The following is an 18,628-nucleotide window of genomic DNA, read 5'->3' as shown; positions in this document are numbered from 1 at the left end:
TGGCCACGTCGCGCTCTACCTGAATTTCGATACGGATAAGGCTACCCTGCGCCCCGATGCCCAGACCGTTTTGGCTGAAGTGCAGAAGCTGCTGGAGCAAAGCCCTCCGCTACGTCTGGCCGTGCAGGGCCACACCGACAACGAGGGCACGACCGCCCACAACCAGCAACTGTCCGAGGCTCGGGCCAAGTCAGTCGTGGCCGCCCTCACCGCCGCCAGTATCAGCGCAGGGCGCCTGCAGGCGGCTGGTTTCGGCCAAACCCAGCCCCTGGCCGATAACGCCACCGAAGCCGGCCGCGCCCAGAACCGCCGCGTGGAGTTGGTGAAACGGTGAATGCGGGCGCTGGTGAATGCTTAAATTCAAGTAATGCGGAGGTACTCGGTACTCCGAGTGCAAAAGCCTTGTAATCACAAAGCCCTTGGTGTCCGTGCGGACGTCAGGGGCTTTGTGATTATCAGTAGGACATAGAATCAGGCGTGCATGAGGGCCTGCCAGAGCCGGCGGCGAGTGGGGCCGTGGTTGCTGAGGATGCGACGTACGGGCACTATTGCCGAGAGTGTAACTGCCGCCGCCAGCGCCACCCGCGCCCACCACCAGGGCATGAAATAGAGGGCGGCAGCGGTTAGCATAGTGATAATGTTGATGAGCGTAGAGGCGTTGTGGCGCATGGTGCTGAACGTGATGGCCTCGCGCACTGGCTTCGGCTTGGCAAAGCTGCCCCAGAGGCCCAGCGCCAGGGCTGGCGCAGCGGCCAAAGGCAACAGCAGCAAGTGGTGCCACATGAAGCGCGGAAACAAAACCAACAGAAAAACGGCGGAAACTAGGCATTCAGCCAGCATGATTGGCACGGCGAGCCGTAGATACAGCGTCAGCAGACGCCGGGTTAGGCCCAGACGCTCCAGTTCGTTAGCCGCCGCCGTCCAGATGTAGCCCAGTAAATTGTTGTTGATGTAGGTAAAGCCTACAATTGGCAAAAAAGCAAAATAGAACAGAGGGCGGATAGCCACTTCTTTGTTGTCGTTGCTGTGGAGCATGTAAGCGCAAAAGACAAGAAAAATTACCTTTATCGCCAGTCCCATCAGCAGGGCAGGCCGGGTTTTGTGCAGGTATAGCTTCCACTCGGGCGAGAGGCGGGCCAGCCACCCACTGCCGATAGGCAGCACCTCGGCCTGGTCGGGCATATAGCGGGCGCTGAAGCGGGGCGCCACCAAGTACAGCGCCGCCGCCCACAGCAGCAGCGGCCCGGCTACGGCCAGCGCGGCCAGCCAATTAGTCAGGGCGCCGGCATCAGCCGCAAATTCCCGGTTCAGCCAGGCCACCGCCGTGCCCAGACACAGCAGGTTCAGCCAGAACAGCGGATGCCGCCAGCGCCCCACCGATAGCAGCAACCGCAGGTTGAAACTCAGGCCGGCTGCGCTCAGCCACACCAGCAGGCTCAGGCCCAGCGGCCGCCAGAAAGTGGGTGCCACGGCGAGTACTAGCAGCACAAACAACAACAACAGGCCCCGCCTAATCGACGCCAAATCGAGCACGAAGGCCGTTACTACGTTCAGGCGGGCCGATACCGGCATCGGCTCGGGCAATAGCCTTTGCACGGCCCGATAGGAGGGTAAAAAGTCAGCCAGCAAAACTGCGGCGAAAAGCAAAGAGTTGATGCCGGCCAGCAGTTTGGGTAGCATGCCGGCGGGCATAGTACCGGCATGGTTGAGCAGGTAGCCTACGCCCAGTCCATAAGCGGCGGTCAGCAACCCGAATAGTACGACAACCGCCCGGGTTTCGCCCGCCGAGGGCCAGAAGGTAGCCCGCAGCTGCCGGCCCAACAGGTAGGGCAGAAAGTGGCCTAGCTGGCCTGATGCGTGAGCCATGTGAGGTCGTGGGTGGATGTGGTGGGGGCCAGCAGCTGCAGCAGCGCATCGGAGAGGATGGTTTCGCGGCCGGCCATGAACTCGGTCATAGTGCCCCAGAACTTCACTTCGGCTTCGTCGATGATGAGTAGGTGAGTGGCAATCTTCTCGAGGTGAGACAGGTTATGCGAGGAGATGAACGTGAGCGCCTGGGGCCGGTAGCTGCCCAGCAGCGCCAGCACCCGCTCGGCCGAAAACACGTCGAGGCCGTTGAGCGGCTCGTCCAGAATCAGCAGCTCGGGGCGATGCAGCAGGCAGGCGGCCACGGCCACTTTCTGCTTCATGCCGGTCGAAAACGCGCTTAGCTGCTTGTGGCGCACCTGGTCGAACTCCTCCAGCAAGTGCCCCAGCAGGCTCGCGATGCGCGGCGCCGCGTCGGGCAGCTCGTAAATGCGGGCCACAAACTGCAGGTACTCCTCGGCCGTCAGTTGCTCGACGAGGTGGCCTTGGTTGATAAGCGCCCCGATACGCCGCTTCACGGCCACCGGAAACGTTTCGCCCAGCACTTCTCCATCCAGCACAATGTCGCCCGAAGTGGGCAGCAGTACATTCACCAGCAGATTAAACAGGGTGCTTTTGCCGGCCCCGTTGCGGCCCACCACGCCCACGCAATACCCCGTTTCGGCCCGCAGCGTCAGGTCCCTCAGCACCGTTTTCGGCCCGAACGATTTGGTCAGATTCCGTAGTTCTAATTCCATTGTTTAGCAGTTGCGCATCGGTAGCTAATCCGGCGGCCAGCGCCGGTGCAGCGGCAAGTTAGAGCACCAGCGGCAAATCAATAAAAAGCAAAAAGCCCCCAACGTCCGTGTCGACGTCGGGGGCTTTTCTGGGTTCGGGTTTCGCCTCGCGATGGTTCACCGAGTCAGCATTTCACCGCTGCCGGCAGCCGGCGTAGTTACGCACTTTGGTGTACTGAAACGAGAAGTCGGCCAGGTTGCGGTTGTCGGTTACGAACAGGGCGTAATCGGCAAAGTCGCGGGCTTCGGTTAGGTACCAAAGGCCGGCACGGTCGGCGAACAGCTTGTTGGTTTCGGGGTACACCAGCAAATCGGCAAACGCCTCCTCTGGCTCGATATACACCGTGGCGAAACAGAAGTTCCGGCGGCTGGGGTCGCGCTCCAGATACACCGAGCCGTAGATGCGACAGGGGTCAATGGAGCCCAGCACGGCCGCCGACGCTACCAGCGGCACCCGCGGCGGCGCAGCAAACGGATTCAGCGCCAGCAGTCCGGAAAGCAGGAGGGGGGAAAGCATGATAGTTGGTGCTTAGTTGATTGAGCTTCGTGCTCAGTGTTCGGGTGGGGTATAAAAGCGCAGCTTCATAAATGATACCGAATTCATCCAAACCAAGCACGAAGCTCAATCAACCACGCACCAACAACTAAAACGACTTGATAATGTCTGTGAAGTCGCGCGACTTGAGGGCCGCGCCGCCGATGAGGCCGCCGTCTACGTCGGGCTGGCTGAACAGCTCGCGGGCATTCTGGGCGTTGCAGGAGCCGCCGTATAGGATGCTCGTAGCCAAGGCCGCTTTGGCATCGTAGGCACGGGCAATCTGCTCGCGGATGAAGGCGTGCACCTCCTGGGCTTGCTCGGTGGTGGCCGTTTTGCCGGTGCCAATGGCCCAGATGGGCTCGTAGGCCACAGTTACCTGGTCGAACTCCTCGTTGGAGAGGTGGAACAGGCCGTCTTTGAGCTGTTTTTCAAGGTGGGAGAAAGTGTCGCCCTGCTCGCGGGTTTCCAGCGTTTCGCCCACGCAGAAGATGGGCTTGAGGCCAGCGGCCAGCGCCGCCTTCAGCTTCTGACTCAGCAGCTCATCGTCCTCGCGAAAATACTGCCGCCGCTCTGAGTGGCCCAGAATCACGTACTCGCAACCCACCGACTGCAGCATGGCGGCCGATACCTCGCCGGTAAACGCGCCGCTGGCTTTCTGATGGCAGTTCTGCGCGCCGAGGTGGAAGCTGCTGCCCTGGGGCATCAGCTTGCCCACCGGCAGCAAAAACGGAAACGGCGGACACACAACTACCTCCACCTGCGGGGAGCCGGTCGTTTCGTCCTGCACCATGTGCACAATCTCGGAAATAAGGGCCTGGGCCTCAGACAACGTGGTGTTCATCTTCCAGTTGCCGGCCACAATATTCTTACGCATAGCGGAAAGGGTTGGGGTGGTGGGATTAGTCCGCAAGTTAGCGCTTGCCCGCTTACCCCACCCCCGGCCCCTCCCCGGTGGGGAGGGGTGCGTTAAACGAATCGTTACACTCGCGTCTGGCACCCCTCCCACCGGGCAGTGGGTGGGGCGGGGTCAGCGCCGGGCCGCCCACACCAACCCCAGCGACCCAACGGCCACTACAGCCGCAGCCAGCAGCGCCGCGCCGGCCAGAAACTGGGTGTCGGGCACCCCGTTGCGGGCCACCCAGATGCCCACCAGGCCCCAGGTAACGGCCGCCGGGTAGGCCAGTTCCCGGGACCGACCGGTTACATTCAGGGCTAGTCCGGCCACAATGCCCATCAGAATAACGGCCAGATTGATACCCCGGGCCGGCTCGGGCTGCCAGTACTGGCCCAGCGCCACCGTGGCATTCACCACCAGCGCCACCGAAATCCAGCCCAGATACAGCCCGAACGGCAGGTTCACCCACAACGGCACGGTGTCCGGCTCGTAGCGGGCCTGCCGCCGCAGCCGGCCGTAAGCCAGCGCCAACGCCGCCAGAATCCCCACCATCACCAGCGCGCTCAGCAGCAGCAACTCATAGGCGAATATCACCAACCAAATGCCAGTCAGCACATTCACCAGCACCAGCGGCCGGGCCAGCAAATCAGGTAGCGGGTTGCGGCGCTGGGCCGGCAGCAGTTGCCACACCGAGTAAGCCAGCAGACTCAGGAAAATCACTCCCCAGATACTGAACGCGTAGCCGGCCGGCGTAACCGGCGTGGGGTATTTGCCCGACACTACGGCGTTGGTCTGCCCGTTGAAAGGGTAGGCCTGCGACCAATAGTTGAGAAAGATATTGCCCACCGTAGCGGCGGTAGCGGCCCAGCGCCAGGCGCGGCCGGTAGAAGTTAGGGCCTCGGAAGGGATAGTAGCGGTAGAGTTCATGCTTCAATAACCGCAAAATCCGGCGGTTGCCGTGCGCAGGCTACAGTGAACAGGTAGGGGCGGAGCTTGCCCCCGCCCACCGCATGAACGGAACCCGATTAGAACCGTGCATGCGGCGGGCGGGGGCAAGCTCCGCCCCTACCTGTTCAATGTGGCGAGTGTCCTGCTGTGCTTACAGCTTCTCCGCCAAAAACTTTGCCGTGGAGTTCGTGTCTTTCAGCTTGATGAACTGCTCGGGCGTGCCTTCGAATAGCAGGTGGCCGCCGTTCAATCCCCCTTCGGGGCCGAGGTCGATGAGCCAGTCGGCGCACTTGATGATGTCCATGTTGTGCTCGATGATGAGCACCGAGTTACCCTGCTCGACCAGCGCGTTGAGGGCCAGCATGAGCTTGTTGATGTCGTGGAAGTGCAGGCCGGTGCTGGGCTCGTCGAAGATGAACAGGATTTTATCGTTCTGCAGCGTGTTGCCCTTGGTCAGGAATGAAGCCAGCTTCACCCGCTGGGCCTCGCCGCCGCTCAGCGTGTTGGCCGACTGCCCCAGGCGAATATAGCCCAGGCCCACATCATCCAGCGGCTTGAGGCGCTCGATGATTTTGGTTTGCTCCTTAAAGAAGTCCAGGCTGTCCTCGATGGTCATCTCGAGCACGTCGTTGATGCTCTGGCCCTGGAACTGCACGTCGAGCACGTCCTGCTTGAACTTGCGGCCCTCGCAGGCTTCGCAGGTCAGGAAGATGTCGGCCATGAACTGCATCTCGATTTTCACCTGGCCCTCGCCCTGGCACACCTCGCAGCGCCCGCCTTCCACATTAAACGAGAAGTGCGAAGGCTTGAAGCCCCGGGCCTTGGCCAGCGGCTGGTCGGCAAACAGGCTCCGGATGGCGTCGTAGGCCTTCACGTACGTGACCGGGTTCGAGCGGCTGCTCTTACCAATCGGGTTCTGGTCAACGAACTCCACGTGCGTTACCTGCCCGGCCGCGCCGGTGAGGCGGTCGAACTTGCCGGTGCTTTCGCCCGCGCCGCCGCCAAGCTGCTTGAGTAGGGCCGGGGCCAGAATGCGCTTCACTAGCGTGCTCTTGCCCGAGCCCGATACGCCAGTAACCACCGTCATCACGTTCAGCGGGAACTTCACGCTCACGTTCTTCAGGTTGTTCTCGCGGGCACCCGTTAGCTCCAGCGCGTTGCGCCAGGGGCGGCGCGTTTTGGGCACCGCCACTTCGCGGCGGCCGCTCAGGTATTCGCCGGTGTACGTGTCGGAAGTCAGCACTTCGGCGTAGGTGCCCTGGAATTGCAGGATGCCGCCGCCCGAACCGGCCTCGGGGCCGATGTCGATAATCTGGTCGGCCTGCTGCATCATTTTGTCCTCGTGCTCCACCACAATCACGGTGTTGCCCAGCTGCTGCAAGGACCGCAGCACGCCAATCAGCTGCTCGGCGTCCTGGGGGTGCAGGCCAATCGAGGGCTCATCGAGAATGTACATCGAGCCCACCAGCGCCGAGCCGAGCGAAGTGGCCAGCGAAATCCGCTGGCTCTCGCCGCCGCTCAGCGTGCTGCTGAGCCGGTTGAGCGTGAGGTAGCCCAGGCCCACCCGATTGAGGTAGCCCAGCCGGTTCGCAATTTCCGTCACGAGCCGCTCGGCTACTTTGGCCTCGTGCTCGGGCAGGTCTAGGCCGTCAAAAAAGGCTAAGGCCTCGCTTACCGGCAGCAGCACCAGATCGGTAATGCTGTGGTCGGCAATCTTCACGTACTGGGCATCTTTGCGCAGGCGGCTACCGCGGCAGTCGGGGCAGGTGGTGCGGCCCCGGTAGCGGCTTTGCAGCACCCGATACTGGATTTTGTGGCTTTGGGTCGATACCCACTTGAAGTAGTCGTCCAAGCCGTCGAAGTACTTGTTGCCCTTCCACAGCAGCGCCCGCTCGGCCTCGCTTAGCTCGTTGTAAGCCCGGTGAATCGGGAAATCGAATCGGATGCCGTTTTTGATAAGCGGCTTGAGCCACTCGCTCTGCTTGTCGGTGCGCCAGGGCGCAATGGCCCCCTCGTACACCGTCAGGCTCTTGTCGGGAATCACCAAATCCTCGTCAATGCCCAGCACCGAGCCAAACCCCTCGCAGGTCTGGCAGGCGCCATAGGGGTTATTGAAAGAGAAGAAGTTCACGCTCGGCTCCTCAAACGCCAGCCCATCCAGCTCGAATTTATCCGAGAAGGTCTTTTCAATGGGCTGGGGCTGGTCGCCTTCACCCACTGCTGGCAGCTGGCAACTGGCAATTAAGCTGCCGTGGCCCTCAAAAAAGGCCGTCTGCACCGAGTCGGCGAGCCGGAAAGCCAGGTCCTCATCATTCGGAATGATGACGGTGCGGTCAATCATGATGAAAATCTCGCCCGCGGGCTCAGGCTGCCCTTCGGCGAGCAGGTCTTCGATGAAGGCGGTTGCGCCGTTCAACACCACCCGGCTGTAGCCTTTCTGGAGCAGTAAATCCAGCTCCTTACGCAGCGGCCGGCCCTCTTCGGAGGGCAGCAGCGGAGCCAGCAGCATCACCCGCGTATCGGTGGGCAGGCGCATGAGGTTGTCCACTACATCGGCCACGTTGTCTTTCTTCACCAGCTCGCCGCTGACGGGCGAGTAGGTGCGGCCCACGCGGGCAAACAGCAGTTTGAGGTAGTCGTAAATTTCGGTGCTGGTGCCGACGGTGGAGCGGTTGTTCTTGATGCTCACCTTCTGCTCGATGGCAATGGCCGGCGAGATGCCCCGGATGTAGTCCACGTCGGGCTTGTCCATGCGGCCCAGGAACTGGCGGGCGTAGGAGCTCAGGCTCTCCACGTACATGCGCTGCCCCTCGGCATAGAGCGTATCAAACGCCAACGATGACTTGCCCGAACCCGAAAGGCCGGTCACGACGATGAATTTGTTGCGCGGCAGGGCTACGCTGAGGTTTTTAAGGTTGTGAACCCGCGCGTTTTTGATGAGAATGAACTCGCGGGGGTCGAGCTGGTCAATCGGGTCGGCCGCGGGGGCGGCGAGTTGCAAAGCGGAATTGTCGGCCATAGAAGCAGTAACAACGAGCCGCCCGGATTTGGTTTCGGCCCGGCACGGATTGAGGCAGGCGAAGGTACGGCTGCTTGCCGCTACTGCAGCTTGGTACTTCAGTAGCGGCAAGCGCCCCACCGTTGGTTTGGATTACGCCACTATTTTGCGTACTTAGCTCGGGTTAACGCGGCAGGGCGTAGCGGTAGTCCTGATGTTGGCAGTAAGCATAAAAAAAACAGTCATAATGAAAACACTGATAAAAATGAAAAAGGAAAATTTTAGTGAATTAGCGACAGAGGAATTGATTAAAAAAAGAAAAATCACAAAAATGGTTACAGGCATGTTAGGAGGTGTACTAACTTTTTTGCTTGTTGTGGCAGTTTTTCTGGCAATCAAAAAAGGAGGAATTGGAATAAGTTTTATCTTTCTTGGACTTGGATTGCTGCCTATATTATTTATAAGCTATAATAGTATAAAGGAAATTGACATAGAATTGAGAAATAGAAATGTAGCTATTTAATAAATGATGTGTATTATCGTATAAATGCAATATTTTGTGTCTCGTTGTTGCTAAGGATAATCTTGAGAGAATCTGCCATTCAGCGACGAAATGCAAAATTTGGTGTCGAAGCTGTTTAGGAAGTCAAAAAATCTGTCATCCTGAGCGGAGCGAAGGACCTGGTGAGAAGCGAACATCAAGTAATAGCTTCTCACCAGTTCCTTCGCAAGCTCAGGATGATAAACCAGCAAAAAAACTGGACTTTCTAAACAGCTTCGTCTCTATATCGCGTAGAGCAAGCTGTTTATAAAATTATTATACCAATTGAGAATCGTATATTATGGATGTATTCTGTTATTTATTTTTTCAACAATAGATTAATCGTCAGAAGAAAAATCATTGCCAATGACAAAGCTATTTCTGCAAGTGAATCTTCATTCTGAAATAGTTTACTTATTGCTGCAGCAATAATCGAATTGTTAGCTTCACCCTAAATATTGGTGGGGCGGCCGAGGCAGCGGAGGTAGCTGCGGCCGCGCCCCTGCTACAGGCCGGAGTAGCTTGCTGCGAGAGTAGCGGAGGCCAGCAGGAAAGGCACAGAACCCGTGTAGCGGGGAAGCGCGCAAAGCCTTAACATTGCGGCTCGCCTCGTTATGTATCCTTCGATGTTTGCTCTTAGCCCATTAGCCGCCCTCTGTACCGTTCTGCAGGCTGTGCGCACCAGCGCCGACACCAACGCCCAACTGCTACGCAAAAACGAGGCTGCCACCCGCGCCGCCCTCATCGACCCGGTATTGCGGGCGCTGGGTTGGGATACGGCCGATGTGCGAATGGTGGAGCCCGAAAAAACGATTGGCGTTAAGCAGGCCCTGGACTACGTGCTCTACGACGCTGCCGGCGCTGTTTCGGTGGTGATAGAGGCCAAGAAGCTGGGTGAAAGCCTCGATAAGCTCGGGCACATCGGAGCCGCTATCGGCTACGCGTTTTCGCTTAAACCCAAAAAACTGCTCATCACCGACGGGATAAACTGGCACTACTACTCGCCCGGGCATTCCAACTTCCATCCGGTCGAAACTATTTCCCTCCTGAAAACGCCGCTCGTCGAGGCTGCGCTGCAGCTGGTACAGTGGCTGGATGCTGCCCAGAGCGGCCACGGCATTCCGGCAGCTGAACCTGCGGGGCCGGTGGCAAAACCGGCGGCGGCAACTGGCACAACGGCCGCAATCAAAAGCCCCAATCCGACGCTCCCGTTCCCGGCAGCCAACAACAAGCCCGCTTTCGTCGAGCTGGCGCAAGTACGCACGCTGGCCTTAACGCCCGGCCAGAAACCCACGACCCTGCAGTTGCCCGATGGCTCGGTGGTGCCCATCAAAACCTGGAAAGACGTGTTGGTGCAGCTCAGCCTATACGTGCTCCAGCAGCGCCCGTCAACCCCTGTTCCGCATCCCGATAAAGCGGGTAAAAAGACCTCCTTATTTAGCTGGAACAAACCAAAGGATGGAATCGGCTACAAGGAAACCACCCTGCACGGCCGGCCGCTTTATATCCACACCAATTACAGCGCGGCCAGCTGCGTGGCCAACGCCCTGCATGTGCTCCGGCTGCTCCCCGATACGGCAGTAGCGGCCATTGCTTTTTAAGGGCTGTCACTCGCTTCCCTACTCGCCTTACCCAAAACCGCTGTTTCCTGGTGCCGCTGCCTGTGCCTGCCGGGCAGCCTGGTGCCCGAAACTGCGGCTGTCCGGCCTGAAAGCACGCTGGTAGGCCGCGGCCGTGCTGCTTGCATGCCGGATTCTGCGAGCCGGTATGCAAGCAGCACGCAGACGCCACTGAGTTAAGTTTTTTTTGGCCAGAACGGCTGATTTGGCGGCTTCGCAGTTGGTGGCGCAATATCATAAGGAGAATTTGCGTCAAATTCTATAATTTCAATTCGTTAGCCCTCTGTAAGCAGAGAAAACCACTTTTGAATTTGACTTTATGAAGAAGATGCTACTCCTTTTTCTACTGTTCAGCTTGGTTGTTAGCCCGATTTGGGCGGCCGAACCACCTAAATTGAACGGCCAGTGGGCCGGGCCGCTGAAAGTGCCCGGCGGCGAGTTGAAACTCATTCTCACCATCGTGCCGCTGTCCAACGGCAGCTACTACGCGGCCCTCGACGCGCCCCAGCAGCGCATCAGCCGCATGCCGGCCACGGCTACGGTAAAGGGCCTCGATGTTACAGTGAGCATCGAGCAGGCGGGCAGCCGCTTCGTGGGTAAAATCCTGAAAAATGGTACCACCCTGCAGGGCACCTGGAGCCAGCCGGGCCTGAAAGCGCCCCTCACCCTAAGCCGTCTCGAAGCTCCCAAGCCCGCCGCGGTAGCCGGCAAGGCCCGTCTCACGCCGCCCTACCGCGAAGAGGCAGTCAGCTTTTATAACAAAGAGGCTCAAATCCGGCTGGCCGGCACGCTCACCACGCCCGCCGGTCCAGGCCCGTTTCCGGCCGTGGTGCTGCTCTCCGATTCGGGCCCCCACGACCGCGACGTGACCGAACAGGACTACCGCCTGTTCGGTTCGCTGGCCGACCACCTCACCCGCCGCGGCATTGCCGTGTTGCGGTTTGATGACCGGGGCGTGGGCCAGTCACAGGGCAGCCACTTCAACACCACCACCGCCGATGTGGTGAGCGACGCGCAGGCGGCGCTGGTATTTCTGCGCACCCGCCGCTTGCTCGATACGCGCTACCTGGGCCTGCTCGGGCACGGCGAAGGGGCCAACGTGGCACTAATGGCGGCGGCCGAGCCTACCCCGGCTGCCCCGGCCTTCGTGGTAGCGCTGGCGCCCTACGGCGTACCGGGCCGCGATATAATCAGGCGGCAACAGCTGGAGATTATGCGCCTCATTGGCTCGAACCCCGCCCAGGTGAAGGCGGCTCTCAACCTGAACCAGGAGATGATTCGCATCATCCGCCAGACGCCTAACGACAACCAGGCCCGCGGCAAGGTGGCGGCCCTGTTGCGCTTCCATAACACCGACCTCGACCCGCACATGGCCCGCGCCCGAGCCGTGCAGCTTACCTCGCCCTGGTCGCGCTACTTCCTCGATTTCGATCCGCTACGCACGCTGTCGGCCGTGAAGTGCCCCATACTGCTGCTCGGCGGCACCGACGATTTGCAGGTAGCCACGAGCCAGAACCTTCCTCCCCTGAAAAAGGGTCTGAAGAACAGCGCCGCAAGAGCCCTGCGCCTGCCGGGCGTCAACCACTGGTTTCAGCCCCCCATGAAGGCCTGGCCGGTGGTAAATGGCGATCCGCAGCCCGTGTTCTCGCCCAAAGCCCTGGACGAAATCAGGGAGTGGGTGTTCCGCAAAACTGAGCGCCCCCAACCGGCTCCTACTACCGGCGAGCAGCCGAAAAAGCAGTTGGTAAAAGGCAATAGCAGCGGTGGCGGTGGGAAAGTAAGCCGGTAGCACGGTAAAGAAAGAAGCCCGTCATGCTTCATCTGGCGTCCGCTTGTTGAAGCATGACGGGCTCCTGGTCCTTACTATATAACCGCCTTTACTCCTTCACGGGCGTCATATCCAGCCGGCGCAGCTTATCGGCTTTCAGGGCCGTCAGACCTACGACTATCAGCGTCATGGTGCCGCCAAACACCACCGAGGTAACCGTGCCCATCAGGCGGGCCGCCGCGCCCGACTCGAAGGAGCCGATTTCGTTGGAAGAGCCGATGAAGATGTTGTTGACGGCCGATACTCGCCCCTTGATGTGCTCGGGCGTGAAGGTGTGCAGTAGCGTGGAGCGCACGATAACCGACACCGAATCGAAGACGCCGGTGAAGAACAGCAGCACCAGCGAGAGCCAGATGTTGGTGGATAGCGCGAAGCCGATAGTAGCCAGCCCGAAACCAGCCACGGCCCACAGCAGCTTACGGCCGGCGTGGCGGCGCAGCGGGAAGTAGGTGAGCAGCGTGGCCATCAGCACCGAACCCACGGCGGGGGCAGCCTCCAAGTGGCCCAGTCCGGCGGCCCCCACCTTCAGAATATCGACCGCAAAAACCGGCAGCAGCGCCACCGCCCCGCCAAACAGCACGGCAAACAAATCGAGCGAAATAGCGGCCATAATCAGCTGGTTGCCCCAAATAAAGCGGATGCCGCTGAGTACGCTGGTCTTAAGGTCTTCTTTGGCCCCCACCGGCGCAGGCAGTGGCCGTGGCGCAATGCCGGCAAACAGGAGTAGGGCTACTGCCAGCAGCACTGTGGCTGTAAGGTAGGCAGACGCAATGCCCAGATGGGCAATCAGGTAGCCCCCGATGGCGGGGCCTACTACTGAGGCGGCCTGCCAGGTGGTGCTGTTCCAGGTAATGGCGTTGGCCAGATGCTCGCGGCCGGGTAGCAGCTGGGGCATAAACGAGAACGTAGCCGGCCCCATAAAGCCCCGGGCAATGCCACTTACAAAGATGACGGCGTACAGCGGCAGCGTGTAAAATGCGTCGCGGGACAACAGCTGCCCACCGGCCGGCGAAGCCAGCAGCCACAGGGCCACCGCGCACAGCAGCAGCCCGCCCACCGTGGCTACTATAATATTTTTGCGATTCACCGAGTCGGCAACGTGGCCGGCGTAGAGCGACACGCCGATGCTGGGCACGGCCTCGGCCAGGCCAATCAGGCCCAGGGCCAGCGGGTCGTTGGTGAGCTTGAAAATCTGCCAGCCGATAACCAGGCCCATAATGCGGGTGGCCAGCGTGAGGCTGATGCGGGCCAGCAGGTAGCGGCGGAAATCCGGCAGCCGCAGCGCGGCGTAAGGGTCGTGCCGGGCGGTGCCGGAAGCGGGGGAGGGCATAGAGCAAACAGCCGGAAAAACGACGGCCGGGCAAAGGTACGCGCCGTATTTTGGGCGGTGTCATCGGAGCCAAGTAGCTGAAGTCGGCAACCCGGGCCCGGATTTTGCGCTACTTCGCGGCCGGCAACCCAAAACCCAGCCGTACCCGTATCTTCCGGGGCAGAATACCGTTTACTATCTATCAATTCTTCGTCTGCTATGCCCAACGCCCATTTTCTGCCCCGCCTGTTTCTGGCAGCCGGCCTGCTCCTGCCTCCTGCCTTTGCCGCCCATGCCCAAACCGCTTTGGAGGCCTTCCCGGCTGCTACCCAGCTCAAGGATGGGGCCTTCCGCCGCGCCGGCCAGACCTACCGGCTGCTCGGGGGCCAGCAAACCCGCCTCACCGAAACCCTGGCGCTGGGTAACGGTTTCGAGCTCCGGCCCGATGGCCGCTCGTGCGTAACGGCGTAACCCGGCAGCTGCTGCAAAACGGCCAGGCCGTTACAATGGAAGGCAACGTAGTGCTGCTGCGCGACGATATGCTCACGCCCGCCGCTATTGCCCGCGCCGATAAGGCTGCCACGGGCGGCAGCACCACCAGTGTCAGCATTCCGGCCGCGGCCAACATGGCGGCGCTGGTTCCGCAGTTCGAGCGCACCGCCAGCCGCCTCGCGCAGCTGCGGCAGCTAACCGCATTACTGGAGCAGCGCACGGCTGCACTGGCTGGTGGCACTACTCCCGCGCCCGGTCTGGAAAAGGAAATCCAGGCTCTAAGCGCCCAGCTGAGCCGCTAAAGCCGGCTACTATCAGGGTTGTTTTTTTCGAACTTCCGGGCTTCACTTCTTTTTGGAGTGAAGCCCGGAAGCCTTGTTTGTGCCCGGCCCATAGCCGGTGAGGTTATGCCGGGGCGCGGCGGTGGCGGCAGGCGCAACACCGGAATATGGCCGCCGGGCAATACAGTAGTATAAGTAGATCGAAAAATATTTTGGCATTTTCGGTGGCGGGCCATTGTGAATGGCGGGACGGTTCTTTACATTTGGATTCTGCCGGTTATTCATCAACCCTTCATCCGGCCCCGTTCCCCAACTGCGCTCTATGGTTTAAAGCTCTACGTTTCAAGATTTTTTCGTAGTCTTTATCAACTCATGGCCTTTATGGATACCCCGCAGCCGAGCGATTCCGCGCTCATTTCCCTCTACATTGCTGGTCAGGAAGGGGCGTTTGCCCAACTGCTGGAGCGGCATAAGGCCCGCGTGTTTACCACTATCCAACTGATAGTGCGCGACCCCGACACGGCCGAAGACCTGTTGCAGGATACCTTCATCAAGGCTATCCACACCCTGAAAAGCGGGCGCTACAACGAAGAGGGTAAATTTTCTTCCTGGATTTGCCGGATTGCCCATAATATGGCCATCGACAGCTTCCGCCGCGAAAAACGTAGCCCTTTGGTAGCCCTCGACACAACAAGTCACCACTTCAATTCGTTGTCGATGGCAGAAGAGGGAACCGAGGCTATGCTTACGCGGGAAGAAACCCACGAGCGGCTGCGGGGCCTGATTCAGGAGCTGCCCGCCGCGCAAAAGGAGGTATTGCTCATGCGTCATTATGGCGATATGAGCTTCCAGGAAATTGCCGATGCAACGGGGGTCAGCATTAACACAGCGCTGGGGCGGATGCGCTATGCGCTTATCAACCTGCGGAAAAAAATGGCCGCGCAACCCGTTTTCTATGATCAAAATCTTTACCCAAGAGACCCTGCTCCGGTACGTGTACAACGAGTTGCCGGCTGATGAGCAGCGCGACGTAGAGCAAGCCCTGCTCCACGACCCCGAACTGGCGACTACCTGCGCCGATCTGCTGCTGGCCCAGCGCAGCCTCGACGAGTTGCGCACCACACCCTCGGCCCGCACTACCGACACCATTTTGCAATACTCCCGCACGTTTCCGCGGTTAAAATAAACCTGCTTTCCCTGCCCTGCCGGCCCTGGCCGCGCTGCTGCCTTAACCGGCAGTGGCGCGGCTTTTACGGTTTTGGGCCTCGGTAGGGGCGGTGGTGTTCGGGTTTATTCGTAATGTTGCCCCATGCGCAAAGCCGAGCGGTACCGTCATTTCATCGACTATTTCACCACCCACTTTCCGGAGCCGGAAACCGAGCTGACCTATGCTAACCCCTACGAGCTGCTAGTAGCCGTGGTGCTCAGCGCCCAGTGCACCGATAAGCGCGTGAATATGGTGACGCCCGCGCTATTGGCGCAGTTCCCAACGCCCGAGCACTTAGCAGCGGCTTCAGTTGAGGAAATCTTCCCATTTATCCGCAGCATTTCCTACCCTAACAACAAGGCCAAGCACCTGGCCGGGTTGGGGCGGATGCTGGCGCAGGATTTCGGGGGCGAAGTGCCCGGTACTATCGAGGAATTGCAGCGGCTGCCCGGCGTGGGGCGCAAAACGGCCAACGTGGTCGTGTCGGTGGTGTACAACCAGCCGGCTATGGCCGTCGATACGCACGTTTTCCGGGTGTCGCACCGGCTGGGGCTGGTGCCCAAAACGGCCACCACGCCCCTGGCAGTGGAGAAGGAGCTGGTTCGCCACATTCCCGAAGTCCTCATCCCCAAGGCCCACCACTGGCTGATTCTGCACGGCCGCTACGTGTGCGTAGCCCGGCAACCCAAATGTGCTCAATGCCCCCTTACAGGGTGGTGCAAATACTACGCTGATGTGGTGAGCAAGTCAGCTTCTAAGGCAGCTAAAGGCCAGATTAAGAACGAATCGAGTACAACAAAGTAAATAAGTAGTCCTAGAGAGTACATGTATTGGTTGGTTTAGCCAGCAGCCTGCTCCAGAATATGTTGCATTGTTTTACCGAGCTGCTGGCGGTCGAACTCGGCAGCGGCCAACTCCTGGCCCCGTGCTCCGGCGGCTTGTAGCTGCGCCGGCTGAGCCAGCAGTTCTGTCAGTAGCCGGGTCAGCGCCGGGGCATCGTCGGCGGGCGAGTACCAGCCGCAGCCGTGGCGCTCCACCAACGCCCGCGTCCAGCCCGTATTGGTTACGATAACCGGGGTGCCCACAGCCAAGCTGTCGTAGAACTTGGCCGGCGAGTTGGAATTGAGCACCGGCAGACCAAGAAAGGGTGCCACCGACACCTCCGCCAGCCGAAACCAGGTGAATACCGCGTGGCGCGGCTGCGGCGGCACCACCCGGATATTGGGGCTACGGCGGGCGGCGGCGGCCAGCTCCTCGGCATAAAACCCCAGGCCCATAAACAGCCACACCACATCGGGCTGAGTGGCGGCCAGCGCCTCGGCGGCGGCCAGCAGCAGCGGAATGGCGTTGGCCCGCCCGAAGGTGCCGGCGTACAGAATCACGCGCTTGCCCTCCAACTGCTGCTCGCGGCGCAACGTGGCCACGGCTGCATCAGTGGCGCGGGCGGCCAGTTCCAGGTCGGTGCCATTTAGGCTGGTGTGTACTTTGGCCGGGTCGAAGGGCCAGCGTGAGCCGGCGGCCTGGCCGATATGGCGGACGTGGCGGCTCATATCGGGCGAGAGCGTGACGATGGCCCGCGCCTGCTGGTAGAGCCGGCCTTCGAACCCGTAGAGCGCCCGTCGGGCCAGCGGGCTGGGCACGGCGCCCATGGCAATCGGGAATTCGGGCCACAAATCCTGCACCTCGAACACCCAGGGAACCCGCCGCCACCGCGCCACCTGCGCCGCAGCCCAGGCGGCCGTAAGCGGCGTACTGATGCCCCAGATAACATCGGGCCTATCGATGCGCAGGCCCTCACGCACGGCGTAGGCCGCGTACTGCGCGAAGGCCAGCCCGCGCCGGGCCACGCCCATGCGGTTCTCGTAGGCAATGTTGGCGGCGTGCAGCTCCACACCAGGCGGCACCCACGGAAACTCGTGGGTCAGGCGCTGCGGCTCCCAGGTGCGGGTGGTAATGAGCGTGATGCGGTGCGTTTGGGCCAGCCGGGCCAGCAGCGAGTAGTGCCGGCTGGTAGCCGGGCAGTCGGGATTGGTGTGGTACTGGCTGAAAACGGCAATATGCATGGGTTGAGCTGTTAGCCCGTAGCTATTAGCTGATAGCTTCTCTGCTGGCAAAAGAACGTCATTCAGAGCGAAGCGAGGAATCTGGCGTGCAATAGTAACCTGGCTTTTAGATTACTATTGCACGCCAGGTTCTTCGCTTCGCTCTGAATGACGTTCTTTTTATTTCATCCCTTGCTCGCCGCCAGCCGGCTCGGCTACCAGCTGCTCGATCAGCAGAATCATGATGTGGATGGCCTTGATGTGGATTTCCTGAATCCGGTCGGCGTAGCCGGTGTGCGGGGGGCGGATTTCCACGTCGCTCAGGCCGGCCAGCAGGCCGCCGTCTTTGCCCGTGAGGCTCACTACGCGCATGCCGGCGGCGCGGGCGGCTTCGGCAGCGCGCAGAATGTTGGGCGAGTTGCCGCTGGTGCTGATGGCCAGCAGGACGTCGCCGGGGCGGCCCAGAGCCTCCACATAGCGGCTGAAGACGTACTCGTAGCCGAAATCATTGGCCACGCAGCTCATGTGCGAGGCTTCGGTGAGGGCAATTGCGGCTAATGCGGGGCGGTTCTGGCGGTAGCGGCCGGTGAGCTCCTCGGCAAAGTGCTGGGCGTCGCAGAGCGAGCCGCCGTTGCCGCAGGTTAGGATTTTTCCGCCTCCTCGCAACGAGCCAGCCATCAGGCGGGCCGCCTGCTCGATGGCGGCCAGGTTGGCCGGGTTCTGCACGAACTGGGTTAGCACGGTCTGCGCCTCAGTCAGCTCGGCGCGAATTTGCTCGGTAAGCGAAGGGGAGGAATTCACGGAATAAAACACTTATAACGGCCGGGAACTGTCGTCGGCGGGCGGGATAATGGTGTTGGGCTGTTGCATCGGCACGTTGCTCAGGCTGGGGTCCGACTGCGGATACAGCGGCTGGTCGGGGTAGGTGGTTACGCCAGTGCGGGGCGAAACAGGCGGACGCTCACCAGCGCGCTGCTGCTCCAGCTGATTGTCGTAGAGGCGGGCTTTTAGCTCGTTGATTTTGCGGTCGGAAGCGGCCATTTCGCGGCGCAGCAGGGTGCTGTCGAGGTTTTCGGTGAGCAAGTGCAGGCTTAGCAGCACTACGGCCACCGCCAGCAGCGTGTAATAAAGGCTTTCCGCCGAGCCAGCCATGCCCACGAAGCTGGTCTGTACCGAGGGCAGCAGCAGCACCAGCAGCGCCAGCACCAGAAAAATCATGACCAGAATAGTAACCAGACGTTTGAGAGCAAGCATATCACAAAGGTAAAGCAGAAGAGAAAGGCGGTCT

19 protein-coding genes are annotated in these 18,628 nt (G+C 60.5%); 9 read left to right on the top strand and 10 right to left on the bottom strand.

Features of this window, described 5'->3' with window-relative positions; genetic code table 11:
• The first annotated feature begins 79 nt into the window (after positions 1–79).
• Positions 80–334 carry an OmpA family protein gene (locus tag D0N36_RS19585; protein WP_242478857.1) on the top strand — a complete coding sequence of 85 codons (255 nt, stop codon included), beginning with the start codon at positions 80–82 and terminating at the stop codon, positions 332–334.
• A 137-nt stretch (positions 335–471) separates the two neighbouring features.
• Here D0N36_RS19585 and D0N36_RS09065 read toward each other — a convergent pair whose 3' ends face one another.
• The 6 genes from D0N36_RS09065 to uvrA all read right to left on the bottom strand — a co-directional run bounded on the left by D0N36_RS09065 (position 472) and on the right by uvrA (position 8,042).
• The gene (locus D0N36_RS09065) at positions 472–1,866 is read right to left on the bottom strand and encodes a hypothetical protein (protein ID WP_116941076.1); all 1,395 of its coding nucleotides are present in this window, start codon (positions 1,864–1,866) and stop codon (positions 472–474) included.
• A complete protein-coding gene (locus D0N36_RS09060) occupies positions 1,842–2,603 on the bottom strand; it encodes an ABC transporter ATP-binding protein (RefSeq protein ID WP_116941075.1) in 762 nt (253 codons plus the stop codon). Before D0N36_RS09060 ends, D0N36_RS09065 begins: the two co-directional genes overlap by 25 nt.
• 172 nt (positions 2,604–2,775) lie before the next feature.
• Positions 2,776–3,159 (bottom strand): DUF6150 family protein, encoded by a 384-nt coding sequence (locus tag D0N36_RS09055; RefSeq protein WP_242478856.1) that lies wholly within the window; start codon positions 3,157–3,159, stop codon positions 2,776–2,778.
• Positions 3,160–3,286: 127 nt separating this feature from the next.
• Positions 3,287–4,054, bottom strand: a complete 768-nt coding sequence (gene tpiA, locus D0N36_RS09050; protein ID WP_116941074.1) for a triose-phosphate isomerase — start codon at positions 4,052–4,054, stop codon at positions 3,287–3,289.
• Positions 4,055–4,207: 153 nt separating this feature from the next.
• Entirely contained in the window at positions 4,208–5,002 is a 795-nt protein-coding gene (locus D0N36_RS09045) for a tryptophan-rich sensory protein (RefSeq protein WP_116941073.1), read from the bottom strand.
• Positions 5,003–5,174: 172 nt separating this feature from the next.
• On the bottom strand, positions 5,175–8,042 hold the full coding sequence (gene uvrA, locus D0N36_RS09040) for an excinuclease ABC subunit UvrA (RefSeq protein WP_116941072.1): 2,868 nt from the start codon (positions 8,040–8,042) through the stop codon (positions 5,175–5,177).
• Positions 8,043–8,268: 226 nt separating this feature from the next.
• On the opposite strand from uvrA, the gene D0N36_RS09035 reads away from it, so the two are divergent.
• The 3 genes from D0N36_RS09035 (at position 8,269) to D0N36_RS09025 (ending at position 11,970) form a co-directional block, all read left to right on the top strand.
• Positions 8,269–8,544, top strand: coding sequence for a redox-active disulfide protein 2 (locus D0N36_RS09035; RefSeq protein ID WP_190242592.1), 276 nt, complete (start codon positions 8,269–8,271; stop codon positions 8,542–8,544).
• Positions 8,545–9,188: 644 nt separating this feature from the next.
• Positions 9,189–10,163: a hypothetical protein gene (locus tag D0N36_RS09030; protein ID WP_147320808.1), complete on the top strand. Its 975-nt coding sequence runs from the start codon at positions 9,189–9,191 to the stop codon at positions 10,161–10,163.
• Positions 10,164–10,509: 346 nt separating this feature from the next.
• Entirely contained in the window at positions 10,510–11,970 is a 1,461-nt protein-coding gene (locus D0N36_RS09025; protein WP_190242591.1) for an alpha/beta hydrolase family protein, read from the top strand.
• An 88-nt stretch (positions 11,971–12,058) separates the two neighbouring features.
• Here D0N36_RS09025 and D0N36_RS09020 read toward each other — a convergent pair whose 3' ends face one another.
• Complete coding sequence (locus tag D0N36_RS09020; RefSeq protein WP_116941068.1) at positions 12,059–13,339, bottom strand: MFS transporter; 1,281 nt, start codon at positions 13,337–13,339, stop codon at positions 12,059–12,061.
• Positions 13,340–13,537: 198 nt separating this feature from the next.
• On the opposite strand from D0N36_RS09020, the gene D0N36_RS09015 reads away from it, so the two are divergent.
• The 5 genes from D0N36_RS09015 to nth all read left to right on the top strand — a co-directional run bounded on the left by D0N36_RS09015 (position 13,538) and on the right by nth (position 16,102).
• Complete coding sequence (locus D0N36_RS09015) at positions 13,538–13,789, top strand: hypothetical protein (RefSeq protein WP_116941067.1); 252 nt, start codon at positions 13,538–13,540, stop codon at positions 13,787–13,789.
• Positions 13,774–14,112: a hypothetical protein gene (locus tag D0N36_RS09010; protein WP_116941066.1), complete on the top strand. Its 339-nt coding sequence runs from the start codon at positions 13,774–13,776 to the stop codon at positions 14,110–14,112. The genes D0N36_RS09015 and D0N36_RS09010 overlap by 16 nt, the downstream gene beginning before the upstream one ends.
• A gap of 360 nt (positions 14,113–14,472) precedes the next feature.
• Positions 14,473–15,108, top strand: coding sequence for an RNA polymerase sigma factor (locus tag D0N36_RS09005; protein WP_116941143.1), 636 nt, complete (start codon positions 14,473–14,475; stop codon positions 15,106–15,108).
• Positions 15,086–15,277 carry a hypothetical protein gene (locus D0N36_RS09000; RefSeq protein ID WP_190242590.1) on the top strand — a complete coding sequence of 64 codons (192 nt, stop codon included), beginning with the start codon at positions 15,086–15,088 and terminating at the stop codon, positions 15,275–15,277. Before D0N36_RS09005 ends, D0N36_RS09000 begins: the two co-directional genes overlap by 23 nt.
• A 123-nt stretch (positions 15,278–15,400) precedes the next feature.
• Positions 15,401–16,102 carry an endonuclease III gene (gene nth / locus D0N36_RS08995; RefSeq protein ID WP_116941064.1) on the top strand — a complete coding sequence of 234 codons (702 nt, stop codon included), beginning with the start codon at positions 15,401–15,403 and terminating at the stop codon, positions 16,100–16,102.
• A gap of 35 nt (positions 16,103–16,137) precedes the next feature.
• On the opposite strand, the gene D0N36_RS08990 is transcribed toward nth, so the two are convergent.
• From D0N36_RS08990 to D0N36_RS08980, 3 genes are all read right to left on the bottom strand, one after another.
• Positions 16,138–17,361, bottom strand: coding sequence for a glycosyltransferase family 4 protein (locus D0N36_RS08990; RefSeq protein WP_116941063.1), 1,224 nt, complete (start codon positions 17,359–17,361; stop codon positions 16,138–16,140).
• A 159-nt stretch (positions 17,362–17,520) separates the two neighbouring features.
• A complete protein-coding gene (gene lpcA, locus D0N36_RS08985; RefSeq protein ID WP_116941142.1) occupies positions 17,521–18,141 on the bottom strand; it encodes a D-sedoheptulose 7-phosphate isomerase in 621 nt (206 codons plus the stop codon).
• Positions 18,142–18,153: 12 nt separating this feature from the next.
• Positions 18,154–18,594, bottom strand: a complete 441-nt coding sequence (locus D0N36_RS08980; protein ID WP_116941062.1) for a hypothetical protein — start codon at positions 18,592–18,594, stop codon at positions 18,154–18,156.
• Positions 18,595–18,628: the final 34 nt, after the last annotated feature.

The organism is Hymenobacter lapidiphilus (assembly GCF_003417065.2).
Classification (GTDB): Bacteria; Bacteroidota; Bacteroidia; order Cytophagales; family Hymenobacteraceae; genus Hymenobacter.
This window is presented reverse-complemented; position numbering and strand designations above follow the sequence as displayed.